This is a genomic window from Clostridium sp. AF23-6LB (assembly GCF_003461085.1).
Lineage (GTDB): Bacteria > Bacillota > Clostridia > Lachnospirales > Lachnospiraceae > Coprococcus > Coprococcus ammoniilyticus.
In genome coordinates this window covers 451,958-471,271 of record NZ_QTWK01000003.1, presented here as the reverse complement: position 1 = coordinate 471,271, position 19,314 = coordinate 451,958, and the positions used below count along the sequence as shown (strand labels likewise).

General features: G+C 40.9%; 15 protein-coding genes, 2 tRNA genes and 1 pseudogene. 16 read left to right on the top strand and 2 right to left on the bottom strand.

The window, feature by feature from the left end; all coding sequences use genetic code 11:
* From DWY07_RS09210 to DWY07_RS13600, 8 genes are all read left to right on the top strand, one after another.
* Window positions 1–4,545, top strand: coding sequence for a PolC-type DNA polymerase III (locus DWY07_RS09210; RefSeq protein WP_117822790.1), 4,545 nt, complete (start codon window positions 1–3; stop codon window positions 4,543–4,545).
* Between the two features lie 425 nt (window positions 4,546–4,970).
* Window positions 4,971–5,042: transfer RNA gene (locus tag DWY07_RS09205), tRNA-Glu, on the top strand.
* Between the two features lie 125 nt (window positions 5,043–5,167).
* Window positions 5,168–6,574 (top strand): cysteine--tRNA ligase, encoded by a 1,407-nt coding sequence (gene cysS / locus DWY07_RS09200; protein WP_117822788.1) that lies wholly within the window; start codon window positions 5,168–5,170, stop codon window positions 6,572–6,574.
* Window positions 6,559–7,017, top strand: a complete 459-nt coding sequence (locus DWY07_RS09195) for a ribonuclease III domain-containing protein (RefSeq protein ID WP_008401608.1) — start codon at window positions 6,559–6,561, stop codon at window positions 7,015–7,017. The genes cysS and DWY07_RS09195 overlap by 16 nt, the downstream gene beginning before the upstream one ends.
* Window positions 7,018–7,032: 15 nt before the next feature.
* Window positions 7,033–7,788, top strand: a complete 756-nt coding sequence (gene rlmB / locus DWY07_RS09190) for a 23S rRNA (guanosine(2251)-2'-O)-methyltransferase RlmB (RefSeq protein WP_008401609.1) — start codon at window positions 7,033–7,035, stop codon at window positions 7,786–7,788.
* A 15-nt stretch (window positions 7,789–7,803) separates the two neighbouring features.
* The gene (locus tag DWY07_RS09185) at window positions 7,804–8,406 is read left to right on the top strand and encodes a sigma-70 family RNA polymerase sigma factor (protein ID WP_021943261.1); all 603 of its coding nucleotides are present in this window, start codon (window positions 7,804–7,806) and stop codon (window positions 8,404–8,406) included.
* A 25-nt stretch (window positions 8,407–8,431) separates the two neighbouring features.
* Window positions 8,432–9,706 carry a ComEC/Rec2 family competence protein gene (locus DWY07_RS09180; protein WP_117822786.1) on the top strand — a complete coding sequence of 425 codons (1,275 nt, stop codon included), beginning with the start codon at window positions 8,432–8,434 and terminating at the stop codon, window positions 9,704–9,706.
* Between the two features lie 30 nt (window positions 9,707–9,736).
* A complete protein-coding gene (locus tag DWY07_RS13600) occupies window positions 9,737–10,687 on the top strand; it encodes a cysteine-rich small domain-containing protein (RefSeq protein ID WP_117822784.1) in 951 nt (316 codons plus the stop codon).
* 5 nt (window positions 10,688–10,692) lie between these two features.
* Here DWY07_RS13600 and DWY07_RS09170 read toward each other — a convergent pair.
* Window positions 10,693–10,765 (bottom strand) — tRNA-Thr (locus DWY07_RS09170).
* Window positions 10,766–10,936: 171 nt separating this feature from the next.
* On the opposite strand from DWY07_RS09170, the gene DWY07_RS09165 reads away from it, so the two are divergent.
* Window positions 10,937–12,601, top strand: coding sequence for a glutamine--tRNA ligase/YqeY domain fusion protein (locus DWY07_RS09165; protein WP_117822782.1), 1,665 nt, complete (start codon window positions 10,937–10,939; stop codon window positions 12,599–12,601).
* A 19-nt stretch (window positions 12,602–12,620) separates the two neighbouring features.
* Window positions 12,621–13,235 (top strand): hypothetical protein, encoded by a 615-nt coding sequence (locus tag DWY07_RS09160; protein ID WP_117822780.1) that lies wholly within the window; start codon window positions 12,621–12,623, stop codon window positions 13,233–13,235.
* A gap of 240 nt (window positions 13,236–13,475) precedes the next feature.
* Here the strand turns inward: DWY07_RS09160 and DWY07_RS09155 are convergent, their stop codons facing one another.
* Complete coding sequence (locus DWY07_RS09155) at window positions 13,476–14,195, bottom strand: DUF6062 family protein (protein ID WP_044946144.1); 720 nt, start codon at window positions 14,193–14,195, stop codon at window positions 13,476–13,478.
* Between the two features lie 347 nt (window positions 14,196–14,542).
* Here DWY07_RS09155 and DWY07_RS09150 point away from each other — a divergent pair, with 347 nt between their 5' ends.
* The 6 genes and pseudogenes from DWY07_RS09150 to DWY07_RS09130 all read left to right on the top strand — a co-directional run bounded on the left by DWY07_RS09150 (window position 14,543) and on the right by DWY07_RS09130 (window position 19,314).
* A complete protein-coding gene (locus DWY07_RS09150; RefSeq protein ID WP_117822870.1) occupies window positions 14,543–14,830 on the top strand; it encodes a co-chaperone GroES in 288 nt (95 codons plus the stop codon).
* Between the two features lie 35 nt (window positions 14,831–14,865).
* A complete protein-coding gene (gene groL, locus DWY07_RS09145) occupies window positions 14,866–16,497 on the top strand; it encodes a chaperonin GroEL (protein WP_117807695.1) in 1,632 nt (543 codons plus the stop codon).
* 317 nt (window positions 16,498–16,814) lie between these two features.
* Complete coding sequence (locus DWY07_RS09140) at window positions 16,815–17,984, top strand: InlB B-repeat-containing protein (protein ID WP_117822778.1); 1,170 nt, start codon at window positions 16,815–16,817, stop codon at window positions 17,982–17,984.
* Between the two features lie 16 nt (window positions 17,985–18,000).
* Window positions 18,001–18,126 (top strand): annotated as a pseudogene (locus tag DWY07_RS13595) (InlB B-repeat-containing protein); the annotation flags it as partial.
* A gap of 153 nt (window positions 18,127–18,279) precedes the next feature.
* On the top strand, window positions 18,280–18,762 hold the full coding sequence (locus DWY07_RS13590) for an Ig-like domain-containing protein (protein ID WP_347465442.1): 483 nt from the start codon (window positions 18,280–18,282) through the stop codon (window positions 18,760–18,762).
* Window positions 18,763–19,011: 249 nt separating this feature from the next.
* Window positions 19,012–19,314, top strand: coding sequence for a hypothetical protein (locus DWY07_RS09130; RefSeq protein ID WP_117822774.1), 303 nt, complete (start codon window positions 19,012–19,014; stop codon window positions 19,312–19,314).

Sequence of the window (19,314 nt, the reverse complement as noted above, 5' to 3'; positions counted from 1 at the left end):
GTGCCGGTAGAAGCAAAATTATTTTTTGAAGTATTTCCTGAACTGAATATGGATAAAGAGCTGTCTTCCCTGTTTGAGGATACGATGATCGAAAAGGTAGTAATGAAGCAGGCAGAACGCCAGCTTATTATCAGCCTGCTGTCGAAGCACCTGATCAGCCGTCCGAAGATTGTACAGGTGGAAGATATCATTTGCGGACATTTATTTCGTGGACGTGGTTATAAGGTCATCATTGATGACCGTTATGAGCTGTCTTCCCAGTACAATACCAGAACCTTAACAGAGGTATATAAGGACAGTATCTTGTATGATGTCGAGAAGATCAGTCATGTTGGATATCGTTTATTAAAGCGGGCAGAATGGTATTATGCAGATGATATTATCACGCTTGCGATGGAAGACAGTAAGCTTTCAAAGAGCCATTCGATCGGGATCAAAAAATATCTGGAGGAGACCTATAAGAAACGGTTCGGTATGGATATCAAGGTCGGCTTTGATTATACGGAATCTGATAAAGAGATGCTCCGCCGTGCAAATGAACAGAAGATGAAGCTTGAGATTGAGGCAATCTTAAGTAATGTACATGAGGATGCGGATCTGACCTTGGATGGTAAATCAGTAGATAAAAAGAAGCTGGTCGGAGAAGGCAAGAAGGATGCTCCGGCTGAAAAGAAAGCACCTGCACAGGACGAAAAGCCGAAGGAGACATTTGCCGCCAGAAGGAAGAAATATACCTCGAATGATCCGGATGTATTCTATGGCAGAGACTGCGAAGGGGAACTGGTAAAGATTTCTACATTAGTAGATGGTATCGGTGAAGTCTGTATTCATGGCCAGTTGATCAAGATGGAAGAAAAGGTTCTCCGAAATGGTAAGACTTTATTCATCTGTAATATTACGGATTTTGAAGATACGATCGCATTTAAGATATTTGCATCAGAGGATGATGCGCCGGTTTATAAGGATGAGTTAAAAGAAGGAAGCTTCTATCGGTTAAAGGGTGTGCCGTTATACGATACTTTTTCCAAGGAGTTAAATATTGCATCTGTGCGTGGTATCAAGCATATACCGGATTTCCGTGTGCCAAGAGTTGACACATCGCTTGAAAAACGTGTGGAATTACATATGCATACGGTTATGAGCGAGATGGACAGTGTTGTTGATATCGAGAAGATTGTGAAACGTGCAAATGACTGGGGACACCCGGCGATTGCAATCACGGATCACGGCGTTGCACAGGCATTCCCGATCGCAGCACATGCAAAGGGTATGAAGGATGGCTTTAAACTGATCTTTGGCTGTGAGGGATATTTTGTCGATGACCTGAAGAATCTGGTTATCAATCCCAAAGGACAGGATCTGAATACAGAATATATCGTATTCGATATCGAGACGACCGGTCTTAGTCAGAAGAAGAATAAGATCATAGAGATCGGAGCTGTAAAGGTAAAAGATGGAGAGGAGATCGATCGTTTCTCGGAATTTATCAATCCGGAAGAACCGATCCCTTATAGTATAGAGCAGTTGACTTCCATTACAGATGAGATGGTTATGCATGCACCGACCGTCGACGTGATCCTGCCGAAGTTTTTGGAATTCTGTGGTGATGATATCGTTGTTGCACATAATGCAGCATTTGATACCGGATTTATCAAGAAAAATGCCAGAGATCTAGGAATGAAATTCGATAATACGATCATGGATACCATGACGCTCAGCCATGTGTTATTGCCGGAGCTTGGTAAGTTTACACTGGATCGTGTCTGTAAGGCGTTAAATGTAAAAAATGAACATCATCACCGTGCTGTTGATGATGCAAATGCAACCGCAAAAATTTTCGTAAAATTATATGAGATGTTAGTGGAACGTGGCGTAAAGACGGTGGAGGATGTAAATGAATTAGGTTCTGCATCGGATGATACGATCAAAAAAGGCAGAACATATCATGGCATCATTCTGGCAAAAAATGAGATCGGCCGTGTGAATCTGTATCGTCTGATTTCTGAAGCGCATGTCAGATATTTCAACCGCAGACCGCGTATGCCAATGAGCATGATCAATAAATACAGAGAAGGCTTGATCTTAGGTTCTGCCTGTGAAGCAGGTGAGCTGTTCCGTGCGGTCGTAGATGATGCACCGGATGAAGAAATTGCAAGACTTGTTAATTTCTTTGATTATCTGGAGATACAGCCGATCGGAAATAACGAGTTTATGACCAGAAAGAAGGAGAATCCTTGTACGATCGAGGATCTTCAGAATTATAATAAGCGTATCGTGGAGCTTGGACGATTATTTAATAAGCCGGTCGTTGCAACCTGTGATGTCCATTTCCTTGATCCGGAAGACAGTATCTATCGTGCGATCATCATGAAAAGTAAAGGTTTTGAGGATGCAGTTAATCAGCCTCCGCTTTATTTCAGAACGACGGAAGAAATGTTGGCGGAATTCGAATATCTGGGAAGTGAGAAAGCCAGAGAGGTTGTTATCACAAATACAAATCTGATCGCGGATATGGTGGAATATATGGACCCGGTTCGACCGGATAAAGCACCGCCTATCATCGAGAATTCAGATGAGACACTTACGAATATCTGTTATGAAAAGGCTCATAAGATCTATGGACCGGATCTGCCGGAGGTCGTTGTAGAACGACTGGAACGTGAGTTACATTCCATTATATCAAATGGATTTGCCGTTATGTATATCATTGCACAGAAGCTTGTGTGGGATTCCAACGATCATGGCTATCTGGTTGGTTCCAGAGGATCTGTAGGTTCTTCCTTCGTAGCAACGATGGCAGGTATCACAGAGGTAAATCCGTTGTCGGCACATTATATTTGTCCGGAGTGTCATTTTGTTGATTTTGATTCCGACATTGTGAAATCATATTCCGGTATGTCGGGATGTGATATGCCGGATCGTGACTGCCCTCGATGCGGTCATCCACTGATCAAAGAGGGACACGATATCCCATTTGAAACCTTCCTTGGATTCAAAGGAGATAAGGAGCCGGATATCGATCTGAACTTCTCCGGTGAATATCAGTCATGTGCACATGCTTACACAGAAGTATTATTCGGTAAGGGTAAGGCATTCCGTGCAGGAACTGTAACAACGGTAGCAGACAAGACAGCGTATGGTTATGTATATAATTACTTCAAAGATCTTGCAAAGGATGAAGCGAGAGCAGAAGCTACGGCAATGGGAGATCTGACCCAGAAGGAGATCGAGAAATATGTCGATGAAAAGGCTATCGTCACTAAACGAAGCTGTGAGATGGAACGTCTGGCAATCGGATGTACCGGCGTTAAGCGTTCGACCGGACAGCATCCGGGTGGTATGATCGTTCTTCCAAGGCATGAGGAGATCTATTCCTTCACACCGATCCAGAAGCCGGCAAATGATATGACGACGGATGTCGTAACATCTCATTTCGAGTACCATTCGATCGATCATAACCTGTTGAAGCTTGATATTCTCGGTCATGATGATCCTACGATGATCCGAAGACTGGAGGATCTGACCGGTCTTGATGCAACCACGATCCGGTTAGATGATCCTGATGTTATGGCATTGTTCCATGGAACAGAAAGTCTTCATATTACACCGGAGGATATCAATGGCATTCCGCTTGGCAGTCTGGGTGTGCCGGAGTTCGGTACGGATTTCGCCATGCAGATGTTAATTGATGCAAATCCACAGAACTTCTCGGATCTGGTGCGAATCGCAGGTCTGGCGCATGGTACGGATGTATGGCTTGGAAATGCACAGGAGCTGATCAAATCCGGTCAGTGTACGATCTCGACCGCAATCTGTTGTCGAGATGATATCATGGTATATCTGATCCATATGGGCCTGGAATCCGGTACAGCGTTTCAGATCATGGAGAATGTCCGAAAAGGTAACGTAGCTAAAGGCAAATGTGCAAAATGGGAAGAATGGAAAGAGGATATGAAGGCACATGGTGTACCGGACTGGTATATCTGGTCGTGCCAGAAGATCAAGTACATGTTCCCGAAAGCCCATGCGGCGGCTTACGTTATGATGGCGTGGAGAATTGCATATTTTAAGGTGAATTATCCGCTTCAGTATTATGCAGCGTTTTTCAGTATTCGTGCATCAGCCTTCAGTTATGAGATGATGTGCTTTGGAAAAGAAAAGGTACTGTATCATATCAATATGATACAGAGTATTGATAAGAATAAACGAACCGCAAAGGATGAAGATAAGTTAAAGGATCTGAAGCTGGTTCTTGAGATGTATGCGAGAGGTTTTGAGTTCATGCCGATCGATATCTATGTGGCGGATGATATCCGTTTTCAGGTAATAGACGGTAAGATCATGCCTTCACTGGCTTCCATTGAAGGAATGGGAGAGAAGGCTGCAAAGCAGTTGAAGGATGCAGCCGGCAAAGGCAAATTTATCTCAAAGGAAGATCTGCAGGCTCATTCTAAGATTGGAAAGAGTGCGATCGACAAGCTGTCAGAGCTTGGCATCTTAGACGGTATGCCGGATACCAACCAGCTTACCTTTGACTTTGTATAAACGGACGAAACAATATCTTTATTCTGTAAGCCCTGACACTGTATCCCTTTCATTACGCAAAACACTTGCGTTCTGTTTTTCACGTAGCGGTACTAAGCTCACTGCTTACAGCAGTTTGCCAAGTACCGACGTGAAAAAAGGTTTGCTGCATGAAAGAATACAGAATCAGGACTTGGCAGATAAAAGGTATTGTTTCTGTCTATGATAAAATTAATGCAAAAATATGCTAAGTTGTATTTAGATATAAGGAAGATCTATGTAGCAGCCCTGTATCCCTTTCATTACCAAAACACTTGCGTATTTGATTGACAATGCCCTTATTACAAGCTAAAATATGGTCAGTACAAAAAAATGTAAATTTACTGAAAAAAAAGCTTGCATTTTATCGTAGCTTCTGGTATATTAAACAAGTCGCTAAGATATATGGTTCATTGGTCAAGCGGTTAAGACGTCGCCCTCTCACGGCGAAAACAGGGGTTCGATTCCCCTATGAACTGCTATTTGATAACCTGGAAGTTTTTTCCAGGTTTTTTCTTTTTTATGCATAATCTATAACGCATGATAAAACTGCTTTGCATGAAAGACAGGCGAAAATAAAAACTATATTTATTGGAGGATTCCCATGAAGATTTTTAATACTCTTACAAGAACAAAAGAAGAATTTGTACCGATCAATGAAGGTAAAGTAGGAATCTATGTCTGCGGACCTACCGTATATGATTATATCCACATCGGAAACGCAAGACCAATGATTGTATTTGACACATTGAGACGGTATCTCACATATAAGGGATACGATGTAAATTACGTATCCAATTTTACAGATGTTGATGATAAGATCATCAAACGTGCAAATGAAGAAGGTGTTGATTCCAAGGTGATCTCTGAGCGCTTCATTGCAGAGACAAAGAAGGATATGGCAGCGATGAATGTACAGGAAGCTACGACACATCCAAAGGCTACCGAAGAGATCCCGGATATGATCGAGATGATCAAGACACTGATTGAAAAAGGACATGCATATGAAGTAAATGGCACTGTATATTTCCGTACCAGAAGCTTTGCAGATTATGGTAAATTATCTCATAAGAATATTGATGATCTGGAATCCGGACACAGAGCAGAGAATCATCGGCTTAAGGTTTCCGGTCAGGATGAGAAGGAAGATCCGTTGGATTTCGTTCTCTGGAAGCCAAAGAAAGAGGGAGAACCGTTCTGGGAGTCACCATGGGGTGAAGGAAGACCGGGCTGGCATCTGGAATGTTCTGTTATGTCTAAGAAATATATCGGTGATATCATTGATATCCATGCAGGTGGTGAGGATCTGATCTTCCCACACCACGAAAATGAGATTGCACAGAGTGAAGCAGCAAATGATAAGGAATTTGCAAGATACTGGATGCATAACGGTTTCTTAAAGATCAACAACGAGAAGATGTCCAAGTCACTTGGCAACTTCTTTACAGTAAGAGAGATCGCAGACAAATATCCACTTCAGGTTATCCGTTTCTTTATGCTGTCTGCTCATTACAGAAGTCCATTGAACTTCTCGGCTGATCTGGTAGAGGCATCCAAGAATGGTCTGGAACGTATCCTGACTGCTGTTGACAAGTTAAAGTCACTTGCGCCGGTAGATGTGGTGGGTTCCGATGTTTCTGTCGAGGCAGAATTAGATGGATATACGAAACGATTTGAAGCAGCTATGGACGATGATCTGAATACAGCAGATGCGATCTCAGTTATCTTTGAATTAGTAAAATATACAAATATCAATATTTCAAATGATACACCAAAGAAAACAGTAGATCTGGCAATCCGGACGATTGAGAAGCTGTGTGATATTCTTGGTATCATTACAGAGCGGGAAGAAGAACTGTTAGATTCTGATATCGAGGCTTTGATCAATGAACGTCAGGAAGCAAGAAAAGCAAAGAATTTTGCAAGAGCAGATGAGATCCGTAACATGCTCAGTGATAAGGGCATTATTCTTGAGGATACAAGAGAAGGAGTAAAATGGAAAAGAGCTTAGATCAGTATTTTACTGCGATATTAGGTGTAGAAGATTCCAATCCGGCAGAATATTCCGGGCTGGCGCTTGCTTATATAGGGGACAGTGTATTTGACCTTTTAGTAAAGACCGTTCTGGTATCAAAGGATAACAAACAGGCATTCAAATATCATAAAGAAGCTATTCATATCGTAAATGCAGAGTCACAGGCAGGTTATATCGATCTGTTGGAAGAGAAACTGACCGAGCAGGAAATGGCGATATATAAGCGTGGAAGGAATACAAAGACACATTCCAAGGCAAAGAATGCGTCGGTAGGACAGTACAGGAAAGCTACCGGTTTTGAAGCGCTGATCGGCTATCTTTATCTGAATAAAGAATATGACCGTTTATTTGAGTTAACAAGAGACTGCCTGGAATCAAAACAATTGATTGAGCATTTACAATCTGATGATGTGGATTAGAAATGGAGCATAAGCATGGAAGAAAACAGAAATGAAAAGTTTGAGATAGAGGGTAGAAATGCAGTTATGGAAGCATTTCGTTCCGGTAAAACAGTTGACAAGTTATATCTGCAGGATGGCTGTCATGATGGCAGTATCAATTCAATCGTGCGTGAAGCAAAGAAGCAGGAGACGATTATTAATTATGTTTCGAAAGAGAAGCTGAACCAGATGTCTTCGACCGGGAAACATCAGGGTGTGATCGCTCATGTGGCGGCCTATGAATATTCAGCGATCGATGAGATCTTTGCAAAGGCTGAGGAAAAAGGACAGCCGCCATTTATCTTTATTTTGGATGAGATTGAAGATCCGCATAATCTTGGCGCAATCGTTCGTACAGCGAATCTGTGCGGTGCACATGGCGTTATTATTCCGAAACGAAGAGCAGTCGGAATCACAGCAACAGTTGTTAAGGCTTCTGCCGGTGCAATCGCATATACACCGGTGGTTAAGGTAACAAATCTGGCGAAGACGATTGATGAATTGAAAAAACGTGGTATGTGGTTTGCCTGTGCCGATATGGATGGGGAACTGATGTACCGCTGCAATCTGACCGGACCGATGGGACTTGTGATCGGAAATGAGGGTACAGGTGTCAGTCGTCTGGTAAAAGAAAAATGTGATTATGTTGTATCCATACCGATGAGTGGTGATATCGATTCATTAAATGCTTCGGTTGCGGCCGGAGTATTGGGATATGAGGTTGTCCGTCAGAGAATGGGTGTAAAATAGGGGAGTACCAACGCCGTGTGTGTGTATGAAAGAAATACCGATGAAGAAAATATCCGGTTGATCCGGGAAGAAAATGATAATGCCGCTTTTGAATATCTGATCAAAAAGTATATGGGGATTGTAAAGAAAGAGAGTCGTGCCCTGTATATTATCGGTGCAGAAAATGAGGACATCATTCAGGAAGGAATGATAGGGCTCATTAAAGCTATCCGAAGCTTTGACGGAAGCAAAGGGGCATCTTTTTCTACATTTGCAAATCTGTGTATCAAGCGACAGTTGATCACTGCGGTGAAGCTGTCGAACAGGAAGAAGCATTCTCCGCTTAATTATTATGTATCATTTTATACGGAAAATGACGATGATGTTGCGCTTGTGGATGAGCTGCAGGCAGATCAGGCATTTGAACCGGAGAATCAGATGCTTGGGCAGCTGGAATCCCAGAAGCTTGCGGAGACGATTGATAAAAAACTCAGCAAATTTGAAAGACAGGTGTTAGAAGGATATCTTGCCGGAAAAAGCTATGATGAGCTAGCAGAAGCATTTGGAAAGACGTATAAATCTATCGATAATGCGATCCAACGAATACGAAAGAAATTACGTGATATAGAACAGGATTAAAGATATAATTCTGGGGGAGCAGCTTATGATAAATTCTATAAATAAAAAGAATGGCCTGAGGAAAGTGATGATCATTGTCGGCATGTGCTTTGTCCTTGGGCTTTTTTCAGGATGTCTGGATTTATCGGATGAAATGAACGAAAATCAGACAGGAAATACAACAGAGAATATAACAGAATCGATTGACAGTACGGAAGCTACGTCAGATGAGCAGATAACTTCGGAAGCGAATATCGGGGGAACAACAGACGATCTTGCCGGACTTACAGTTACTTTCTTAGATGTCGGTCAGGGGAATGCGGTGTTTTTTTCCTGTGATGACCATTACATGATGATGGATGGAGGTCCGTCGTCAGCGTCTTCATTTGTCGTGGCATACCTGAAAAAACAGAATATAGAGTCACTTGATTATGTGATCGCGAGCCATTATGATTCCGATCATATAAATGGTCTGGTGGGTGTGTTGAATGTATTTGACACAGAGACTTTTATCGGCCCGGATTATGTTGCAGATACAAAGATCTATGATTCGTTGATTGATAAGCTTGCGGCGCAGAACCTGACTATTACATTTCCAAAGACAGGGGATTCTTATACCTTTGGTGATGCGGTATTTACAATAGTAGCACCGATTACTTATAGTGATGATAATGAAAATGATAATTCTGTCGGAATTCGTATGACATATGGGGATACTTCATTCCTGATCTATGGGGATGGAGAGGAAGCCGGTGAGCAGGCAATGATCGCATCCGGAGAAGAACTTTCCAGTGACGTTCTGATGGTCAGTCATCACGGCAGCAGAAATGCCACAACAAAAGAGATGTTAGAGGCTGTTAAGCCCAGTTATGCGGTAATCAGCGTTGGGGCAGATAATTCATATGGACATCCGACCGAAGAAGTGCTTGATCGTTTGGCAAATGCAGGATGCACGGTGTATCGTACGGATCTGAATGGTACGATTCAGGCGTACAGTGATGGAAAAACAATTACTTTTATACCGGAACGGCAATCAGATATGTCAGGGGTGGGAGAAAATCAGAATCTGTCGGATGATACAACGAAGACAGATAATGTAACAAGAGAGAGTACGACAGAGAAAGTTCAGACGGAAATAGAAGCAGAATCAGAAAAGGCAGCAGAGCATACTTATATTATTAATACAAATACAGGAAAGTTTCATGAGCTGTCCTGCCGTTCAGTAAAGCGCATGAATGACAGCAATAAGAAAGAATATATCGGAAGCCGGGATGATCTGATCACGCAGGGGTATGAGCCATGTAAGATCTGTAATCCATAGGGTATGTTAAGAATGGGAGGATAAACGGATATGAAAAACAATTACAAATTTTTTCAGAATCGGGATTGTGAATTTTTCCCATGCCATAAAATAGAAAATGAAGATTCCTTTAATTGTCTGTTCTGTTATTGCCCCTTGTATCTGAAGGAAAACTGCCTTGGAAGTCCTGATTATATCTTAAATGGGAAAGGACAGAAAATCCGGGATTGCAGTAACTGTACGATCGTACATCGCCCGGAGATGTATGAAACAGTGATTGCACAGTTTCAAAAGCAGGACTGTGTGGTATTCGTCAGTATTTGGGATCTGAAGGATGAAATCATGGCGCGGATCGCAGAGATTGCTTCATGGGAACAGATGGAGCCGGAGAGCAGAAAAGAGCATAAGGATGAAGCCGAGAAAACGATTATGCGTTTTTTATCCAGATACAATAATCGAAACCGGTATCTGGTACCTGTACTTTTGCAGCCATTTTCCAGAGACTGTATTAAGTCTGATGGATTTATGCTCGGCAAAAAGAATATTTCATGCCGGATACTGGAACGAATAGATCCGTCAAAGATTACACAGGGATATCTGTATGCATTTCATGCCCCGGAGATCCGGATTGAGGAGATGGATTCATTACTAGGAACTTATTATCTGGAAACCTTTCAGATCGCATGTATGGATATTGTAAGAAAATGGATAAGAAAATACCTGGAACGAAAGCACAGTGTAGAGTTGGTGCATTACTGTAGTCCTTCTTTTGGACCCGGTTATTATGGAATGCCATTGGAAGCTGCCGGAATTCTTTGCAGCCTGATGGATACGGAACAGATCGGAATCAGTTGGCATAAAGAACGGATGGAGCCAATGATGAGTCTGGCAGGAATTTATCTGATCAGTGAAGAACCACTGATACAGAACTGGAATGATTGTGAAAACTGTATCGGACAGTCCGTTGGATGTGAATACTGTATAAATAAATCCGGACATTAAAAAAGAGCTACTAACGGGAGTCGGACCCGTGACCTCCACATTACCAATGTGGCGCTCTACCACCTGAGCTATAGTAGCAACAACATTAGTTAATATATAGTAAAATGACGTATTTGTCAATAAGAGATTTGCTGAAAGTTATTGAAAATTACTGAGTTTTGCTGAGTTTTAGAATTTGCAGTTGAGGCTTTATGTAAAATGTGATAGACTTAAAAAAGTCATGCTAATTATATGAAGGAGGCATTAATGATGGCAGAAGAATCAATCGGGAAAAATTTTATTGAACAGATTATTGATAAAGATATAGCGGAGGGCAAGGTAACGAAGGTAGTCACAAGATTTCCTCCGGAACCGAATGGATATTTGCATATAGGACATGCCAAATCCATATTATTGAACTATGGTCTTGCACAGGAATATGGCGGACAGTTTAATCTGAGATTTGACGATACGAATCCAACAAAGGAAAAGACAGAATTTGTAGAATCCATATTAGATGATGTAAGATGGCTGGGTGCCGATTTCGGAGACAGAGTATTCTTTGCATCCAATTATTTTGACCAGATGTATGAAGCAGCAGTCAAATTGATCAAGAAAGGCAAGGCATTTGTATGTGATCTGACAGCAGATGAGATCCGCGAATACAGAGGAACTCTGACAGAGCCGGGTAAAAACAGCCCATACAGAGACAGAAGTATTGAAGAAAATCTTGCATTATTTGAAGCAATGAAGAACGGAGAGTTCCCGGATGGAAGCAAGGTGCTTCGTGCAAAGATCGATATGGCATCACCGAATATTAATATGCGCGATCCTGTTATCTATCGTGTTGCCCGTATGACACATCATAATACAGGGGATAAGTGGTGCATTTATCCAATGTATGATTTTGCTCATCCGATTGAGGATGCGATTGAAGGTGTAACGCATTCTATCTGTACACTGGAATTTGAGGATCACAGACCTCTATATGACTGGGTAGTACGGGAACTGGAATATGATAACCCACCAAAGCAGATCGAATTTGCAAAGTTATATCTGACAAATGTAGTTACAGGTAAGAGATATATTAAGAAGCTGGTAGAGGATGGTATCGTAGATGGCTGGGATGATCCAAGACTTGTATCGATCGCAGCACTCAGAAGACGAGGATTCACTGCTTCTTCTATTAAGAAGTTTATGGAATTGGTTGGTATCTCAAAAAGCCAGAGCTCTGTTGATTATGCGATGCTTGAGTATTGTCTGCGTGATGATCTGAAGCTTACAGCAAACCGTTATATGGCAGTCCTGAATCCAATCAAGCTGGTGATTGATAATTATCCGGAGGATCAGGTAGAATATCTGCCGGTTGAGAATAATCAGGAAAATGAGGAAGCAGGCTCCAGAGAAGTTGCATTCAGCAAATATCTCTATATTGAAAGAGATGATTTCATGGAAGAACCGCCTAAGAAATATTTCCGTCTGTTCCCTGGCAATGAGGTACGTCTGAAGAATGCATATTTTGTAACCTGTACAGGATATGAGAAGGATGAAGATGGAAATGTAACAGTTGTACACTGTACTTATGATCCTGCGACCAAGAGTGGTTCAGGATTCGAAGGAAGAAAGGTAAAAGGAACGATACACTGGGTATCAGCAGAAAGCGCAATTGATGCTGAAGTTCGTTTATATGAGAATATTGTGGATGAAGAAAAAGGTAAGCTGAATGAGGATGGTACTTTGAATCTGAACCCAAATTCGTTGACCGTATTACAGGGATGTAAGCTCGAGAAAGCATTTGAAGATGCAAAACCCGGTGAAGCATTCCAGTTCCTTCGTAATGGATTCTTCTGTGTAGATTCCAAAGACTCTACTAAGGAGCATCCGGTATATAACCGTATTGTTTCATTAAAGAGTTCCTATAAGCCGGGAAAATAAAATTTAGTCTATTAAAAGTATGAAAAATGATATATCAGAATTAGAAAACAGAAAATTATATATCCTGATCTCTAAGACACACACAGTTCCTGCAAGAATCATCAAATTCTGGACAAAAGAGCCATATGCACATGCATCCATTGCATTGGATCTGGAGCTTCGGGAGATGTACAGCTTCGCCAGAAAGGGAATCTATAATCCATTCAACTGTGGATTCATTATAGAAGATATTGATACCGGAATATTTGGCAGAGATGTTGAAACAAGCTGTGTTGTTCTGGAACTGACCGTGACAGATAAGCAGTACAGACATGTACTGCAGGAGCTTGCGGCATTTAAAGCAAATGCTGATCGCTATCGGTATAATTTCTGGGGACTTTATGGTGTTGTACGAAATAAGGCGATTGAGAGGAAATATAATTATTTCTGTTCCCAGTTCGTGGCAAGTGTGTTAGAACGTTCTGGTATACATATTCTCGATAAACAACCGGGGCTTGTAAGGCCGGATGATTTTCGGAAGAGCAGTAATGTTAAGGTGATTTACAAAGGCCTGCTCAGAAGATATCGTGAATACCTGTGGACACATGATCTGGCACAGGCATTTGGCGGTCATGTAACCAAACAGGCAATGTAAAAAGGTGACAATATTGCTGTGAATTTTATACTATATAAAAAATACTGTGTACATTACACTCACTATTATGAAGCAAACCTGCCCGAACGCCAGTCCTTAGTGAGCCGTATAATACGGCGAACTTAGTACTGCTGCGTTGAGGGTAGAGCGAAAGCGTTTTGCGGAATAATATGTGAAGTGCAATGTACACAGTATTTTTGTGTGTATCCTATGTTTATCGGGCAGGAATATTGTTGCTTTTTATTCTACAAATGTATGATTAGCCTTGATTATGCCGCGAGGTAAGGCATCCTTTGAGTTCTTCCATGGTTCATTCTTGAATCGATAGTCGAATTTATCGATGAACCATCCGATATCTCCGTTGACACGTTCCATGTTTTCAAAATATAAGTGATTCAAAGCTTCTATGAATTCTTCACATTGGTTTTTGGACAGCTTTGTGACAGAGGTATCGTAGAGGATACCGTAGTGATAAGTACAGAAGCCCTTGCTGCTTTTGAAGGTATCCTTGAATTCAGGATCTTTTTTCCACATATGAAAGATCGTATCGACATAGCGGTCAAAGGTACGATTCATACGGTCACAGATAAAGCAGGAGCTTTCCAGTTCTTTGATATATGCACCAACACCGGAAAAATTTGACTGCTTGGAAAAAAGTCCCGGTTTTGCGGGAGTTCCTTTTTCTGATAAAGCTTTCAGATCCCGGATCGTTTTATCAGTGTGTGTTTTTAACATCAGAGCAAGTCCCAGACGATTCTTTTCTTTATATAACATGCCGATGTGATGGGAGCAGAAGCCCATTTTATCTGTCATAGCACGATTATCGTCTTCCATATAGCTTGGTCCCATCGTATATTCGATGGCATGTTCCTCCAGCGTTTTCTGCATCTGACAGAGAGGACATTCACAGTCTGCATGAAAGGCATCGTTGACAGGTATTGTGTATAATTGTTCAGCCATAGTATTCTCCATTTCTATATATCATTTGGATAGCAGCCTTTGAACAGGCGTTATCCTGTATCATGTCAGAAATCATCGGTTTGATTCCTGTATTAGAAGCATATCATGCAACACCTGAATTTACAAATCAAAATCGCCGGTTTTCGTTCTGAATTCAGGGTATATTTCATATAATGTAAGAGACCTTGTCCATTTAATATATTTTTTATCATTTTAGGGGTTGATTTTTTCCACAAAATGAATACAATAATAATTGTGTTAGCACTCAAGAGATGCGAGTGCTAGGAACTGCCGGAGCACATAAGGCAGATAAGAACGGATTTAATATGTTAGGAGGAATATATATTATGAAATTAGTACCATTAGGAGACAGAGTTGTATTAAAACAGTCCGTAGCAGAAGAGACAACAAAATCAGGTATTGTATTACCAGGGCAGGCAAAAGAGAAGCCACAGTATGCAGATGTTGTAGAAGTTGGTCCCGGAGCTGTTGTCGATGGCGTTAAGGTTCCTATGGAAGTAAAGACAGGAGACAGAGTTATTTATTCTAAATACGCAGGAACAGAAGTTAAGCTCGGTGATGATGAATATATCATCGTAAAACAGAGTGACATTCTTGCAGTTGTAAGTGAATAATCAGATAGCAGAAAAACAGTTGGAGGTAGAAAGAAATGGCAAAGGAAATTAAATACGGAGCAGAAGCCAGAAAGGCTCTTGAAGCAGGCGTAAATCAGTTAGCAGATACAGTAAGAGTAACACTTGGACCAAAAGGAAGAAATGTAGTTCTTGCAAAGTCATATGGTTCACCACTTATCACAAATGATGGTGTTACAATTGCAAAGGATATAGAGCTGGAAGATGCATTTGAGAACATGGGTGCTCAGATCGTTAAAGAAGTAGCAACAAAGACAAATGATGTTGCAGGTGATGGTACTACAACAGCTACTGTTCTTGCTCAGGCAATGATCAATGAAGGTATGAAAAACCTTGCAGCAGGCGCAAATCCAATCATCCTCAGAAAGGGTATGAAGAAGGCTTGTGATAAGGCTGTAGAAGCAATCTCAGAGATGAGCCAGACAATCAACGGCAAAGAGCAGATCGCAAGAGTTGCATCTATTTCAGCCGGTGATGATGAAGTAGGTCAGATGGTTGCAGATGCTATGGAAAAGGTATCAAATGATGGTGTTATCACGATTGAAGAGTCCAAGTCCATGAAGACAGAGCTTGACCTCGTAGAAGGTATGCAGTTCGACAGAGGATATATTTCAGCTTACATGTCAACTGATATGGAGAAGATGGTTGCAGAGCTTGATAATCCATACATCCTGATCACAGATAAGAAGATTTCAAATATCCAGGATATCCTTCCGGTACTTGAGCAGATCGTACAGGGTGGTCAGAAGCTTTTGATCATTGCTGAAGATGTAGAAGGCGAAGCACTTACAACATTAATCGTAAATAAGTTAAGAGGTACATTCCAGGTTGTAGCTGTTAAGGCTCCTGGTTATGGTGACAGAAGAAAAGAAATGTTACAGGATATTGCTATCCTTACAAATGGTAAAGTTATCTCAGAAGAACTTGGTTATGACTTAAAGGATACGACATTAGATGACCTTGGTCGTGCTAAGAGCGTAAAGGTAACAAAAGAGAATACGGTTATCGTAGATGGTTTCGGAACAAAGGAAGATATTCAGGGCAGAGTAAATGTTATCAAGGCTCAGCTTGAAGAGACAACATCTGAATTCGATAAAGAGAAGCTTCAGGAAAGACTTGCAAAGCTTGCAGGTGGTGTAGCAGTTATCCGTGTTGGTGCAGCTACTGAGACAGAGATGAAGGAAGCTAAGCTCCGTATGGAAGATGCATTAAATGCTACCAGAGCTGCTGTTGAAGAAGGCATCATCGCAGGTGGTGGATCAGCATATATTCATGCAGCTAAGAAGGTTGCAGAACTGGTTGCAGAACTTGAAGGCGATGAGAAGACAGGTGCTAAGGTAGTTCTTAAGGCTATGGAAGCTCCGTTATTCCACATTTCAGCAAATGCCGGTCTGGAAGGCTCTGTTATCATCAATAAGATCAAAGAATCACAGCCGGGTATCGGTTTTGATGCATACAATGAGAAGTATGTAGATATGATCGAAGCAGGTATCATCGATCCTGTTAAGGTTACAAGAAGTGCTTTACAGAACGCAACATCCGTAGCATCTACATTACTGACAACAGAATCTGTTGTAGCTGATATTAAGGAAGATGCTCCAGCTATGCCGGCAGGTGCAGGTATGGGCGGCGGAATGGGTATGATGTAAAAATAAAATATCATTCATAAAGTTCAAATAGAGAATAAAAAGGAAGATAGTATTGTTTATTATCGTGTAAGATACATGATAGTGGCATGCTATCTTTCTTTTTTTTTGCATACGCATAGACTGTATTTTCAAACCCAGTAAAACATTTCATGCCGTTTTTCAGACATTTCGTGCACAGAATTCGGTATGGGGAAATGATTATGGTACAATACCAGAAAATAACTTATTTGGAACAACATAATGAGACATGCAGATATAATCATACTATATGTTGTATTATGTGTTGTATTCAGATGAATGAAAGGGGATAAGAAAATATGGTAAGACGACTAAAAGAAAACAAAGTTACAGGCATCCTGACGGCCTTGCTGGTTGGCATTGTTATGTTTGTAGGCATGGGAACAATGAAAGTAAATGCAACAGAATACAGGTCAGGAACGATTGATCCTACGACTCTACAGGTAGGGGATACGGTTTACAGAGGAGTTCAGACTACATCAAATCCTGAGGTAGCAGTATGTACAACATGTCATATGGTCTGGATTGCATATAATGCTGACCATATAAGTGTAGAGATGAAGAAAACAGAGGAACATAAAGATCATGCAAGTTCTGTTGGTTGGGCTTGGTTTAACTGGTATTTTGCAACAACGAATACAACATATATAAAAACTCCGGTTTCATTTGATACACCATATACGATTATGGAAAATGGAACACTTGGGTATACGATCACATATAATACAAATGGTGGAAGTGAGGTTGCAAAGGCTGAAAAACAGACTAATATTCCAAAAGACTTACCGGTTCCTACTAAAGAGGGATATGAATTTGCAGGCTGGTATAAGGACGAAGCACTTACAGAAAAAGTGTGGGCAGGTTCTACAGTGGTTAAAGACATAACGCTGTATGCGAAATGGACAGAGCATACGCATAAGTTTTCTCATTTATGGGAAAGTAATAAGTATGGTCATTGGCATGCGGCAACCTGTGAACATAGTGATTTGAAGGAAGATTTCCAGGAACATTCTTATGGAACTGCAGGTGAAGCCAGATATACATGTTCAATCTGTAAGTATGTAGATGCAGACAAGAAAGCTGCGGCAGATATCGTAGATGCGTCAAATACAGTATTAAAAGCAGATGAAGTGCAGGTCGGAGACAAGATTTATTTTGGTAATCAGTTATCGCCTAATAAATGGATCACTGTATGTAGGAAATGTCATATGATCTGGATCACATCTGCTGACTCTGATCCGGATAATATAGATGTAGGAATCAGTGATGGAGATCAGAAGTGTTATGAGGTTAAGCAGACGGATGAGCATAAAAACCATAAAGATGATGTTGGATATGCAGATTTTAATTGGTATACAACAAATTCAAATAGTCCATTAGAGAGAGATGTTCCATATACAGTTATCGAAAATGATAACCTTGGATATAAGATCACATATAACACAAATGGCGGAAGTGAAGTGAACTGAAGCCGTACATCAGAAGAAGCTCCCGGATGTGCTTCCAACAACAAGTAAAGCTGGATATGAATTTACAGGCTGGTACACAGACGAGGCACTCACAAAGGCGGCTGTGCCGGGTAAAGCATTAACAGGGAATACAATTCTTTATGCTAAGTGGACGGTGAAGCAGTCCCCTGTTGTAAAAGCAAAACGTACAAAAGCAAACGATCAGGCATTAAGTTCCAAGTTCAGTATCACTACGGGAAAGTCGATTAAAGTAACATGGGGCAAGGTTGCAAAAGCAGATGGATATGATGTATATATGGCATATTGTAAGAAGGGAAAATACACCGTTGTTAAGTCTGTAAAATCTGCAAAGACCTTATCTGTGACGATCAATAAGCTGGATAAGAAGGCTGTAAATCAGAAAGATAATGTAAAATGTTATGTAGTTGCATATAAGAAGGTTGCCGGCAAGAAAGTGACCATCGGAAAATCCATTACAGGTCATGCGGTTGGCAAGAAGAATACGACTGTAACAGATGCTAAGAAGATTCAGACAAAGAAATCCGCTTACAGTCTGAACAAGGGAAAAACAGCTAAGATAAAAGCAACTATTGTTAAAAAGAATAATAAACTTCCACTCTTTGGTCATACAGCAAAATTCAGATATGACACATCAAATAAAAAGGTAGCAACTGTATCCAAAGATGGTAAGATCACAGCAAAAGGAAAAGGCACCTGTTATGTATATATCTATGCAGTAAATGGATGCGCTAAGAAAGTAAAGGTAACAGTTAAATAAAAGTAAATAGAAAGAAGTTGTAAATTCGGCAGTGGCTTGGATGGACAGTAGTCTGAGACCACTGTCGTTTTCTGTAGTAGACAACGACATAACAGTGTCAACCTGCGTGAAATTATGCCGTTTTTAACAGGATTTCTTCAGTGATTTAGCCTGTATGGGTTGACACTGTTTAAACAAGAATGCTATAAAGAGAAAAAGGTGGGTAATTTCATAATTCAAATCTAAAAATCAAATATGGGGAGGTAATCTATGAAATTAAAAAAGAAAGTGTTTGGAATGTTGGCAGCAGTACTGCTGATGGTGACGGTTGTATTTATTGGAACGCAGGGTATGGGTCTGGTACATGCGGAGACTTTAAAGGTATCCATAAACGGAACCGAACTGCAGGATGGTAAATATTATGAATTTGGAGGAAGCAGAGGAAGCGGAACGATGAGTGAGTGTGCCCCGGATTCGCTTCCTGAGGTATATATCTATTATGATGCCGGCGTTATAGAAGTATATGGGAATGTAAGGATATATTCAAATGGAGGAAGTTCAACAGAAATCTGA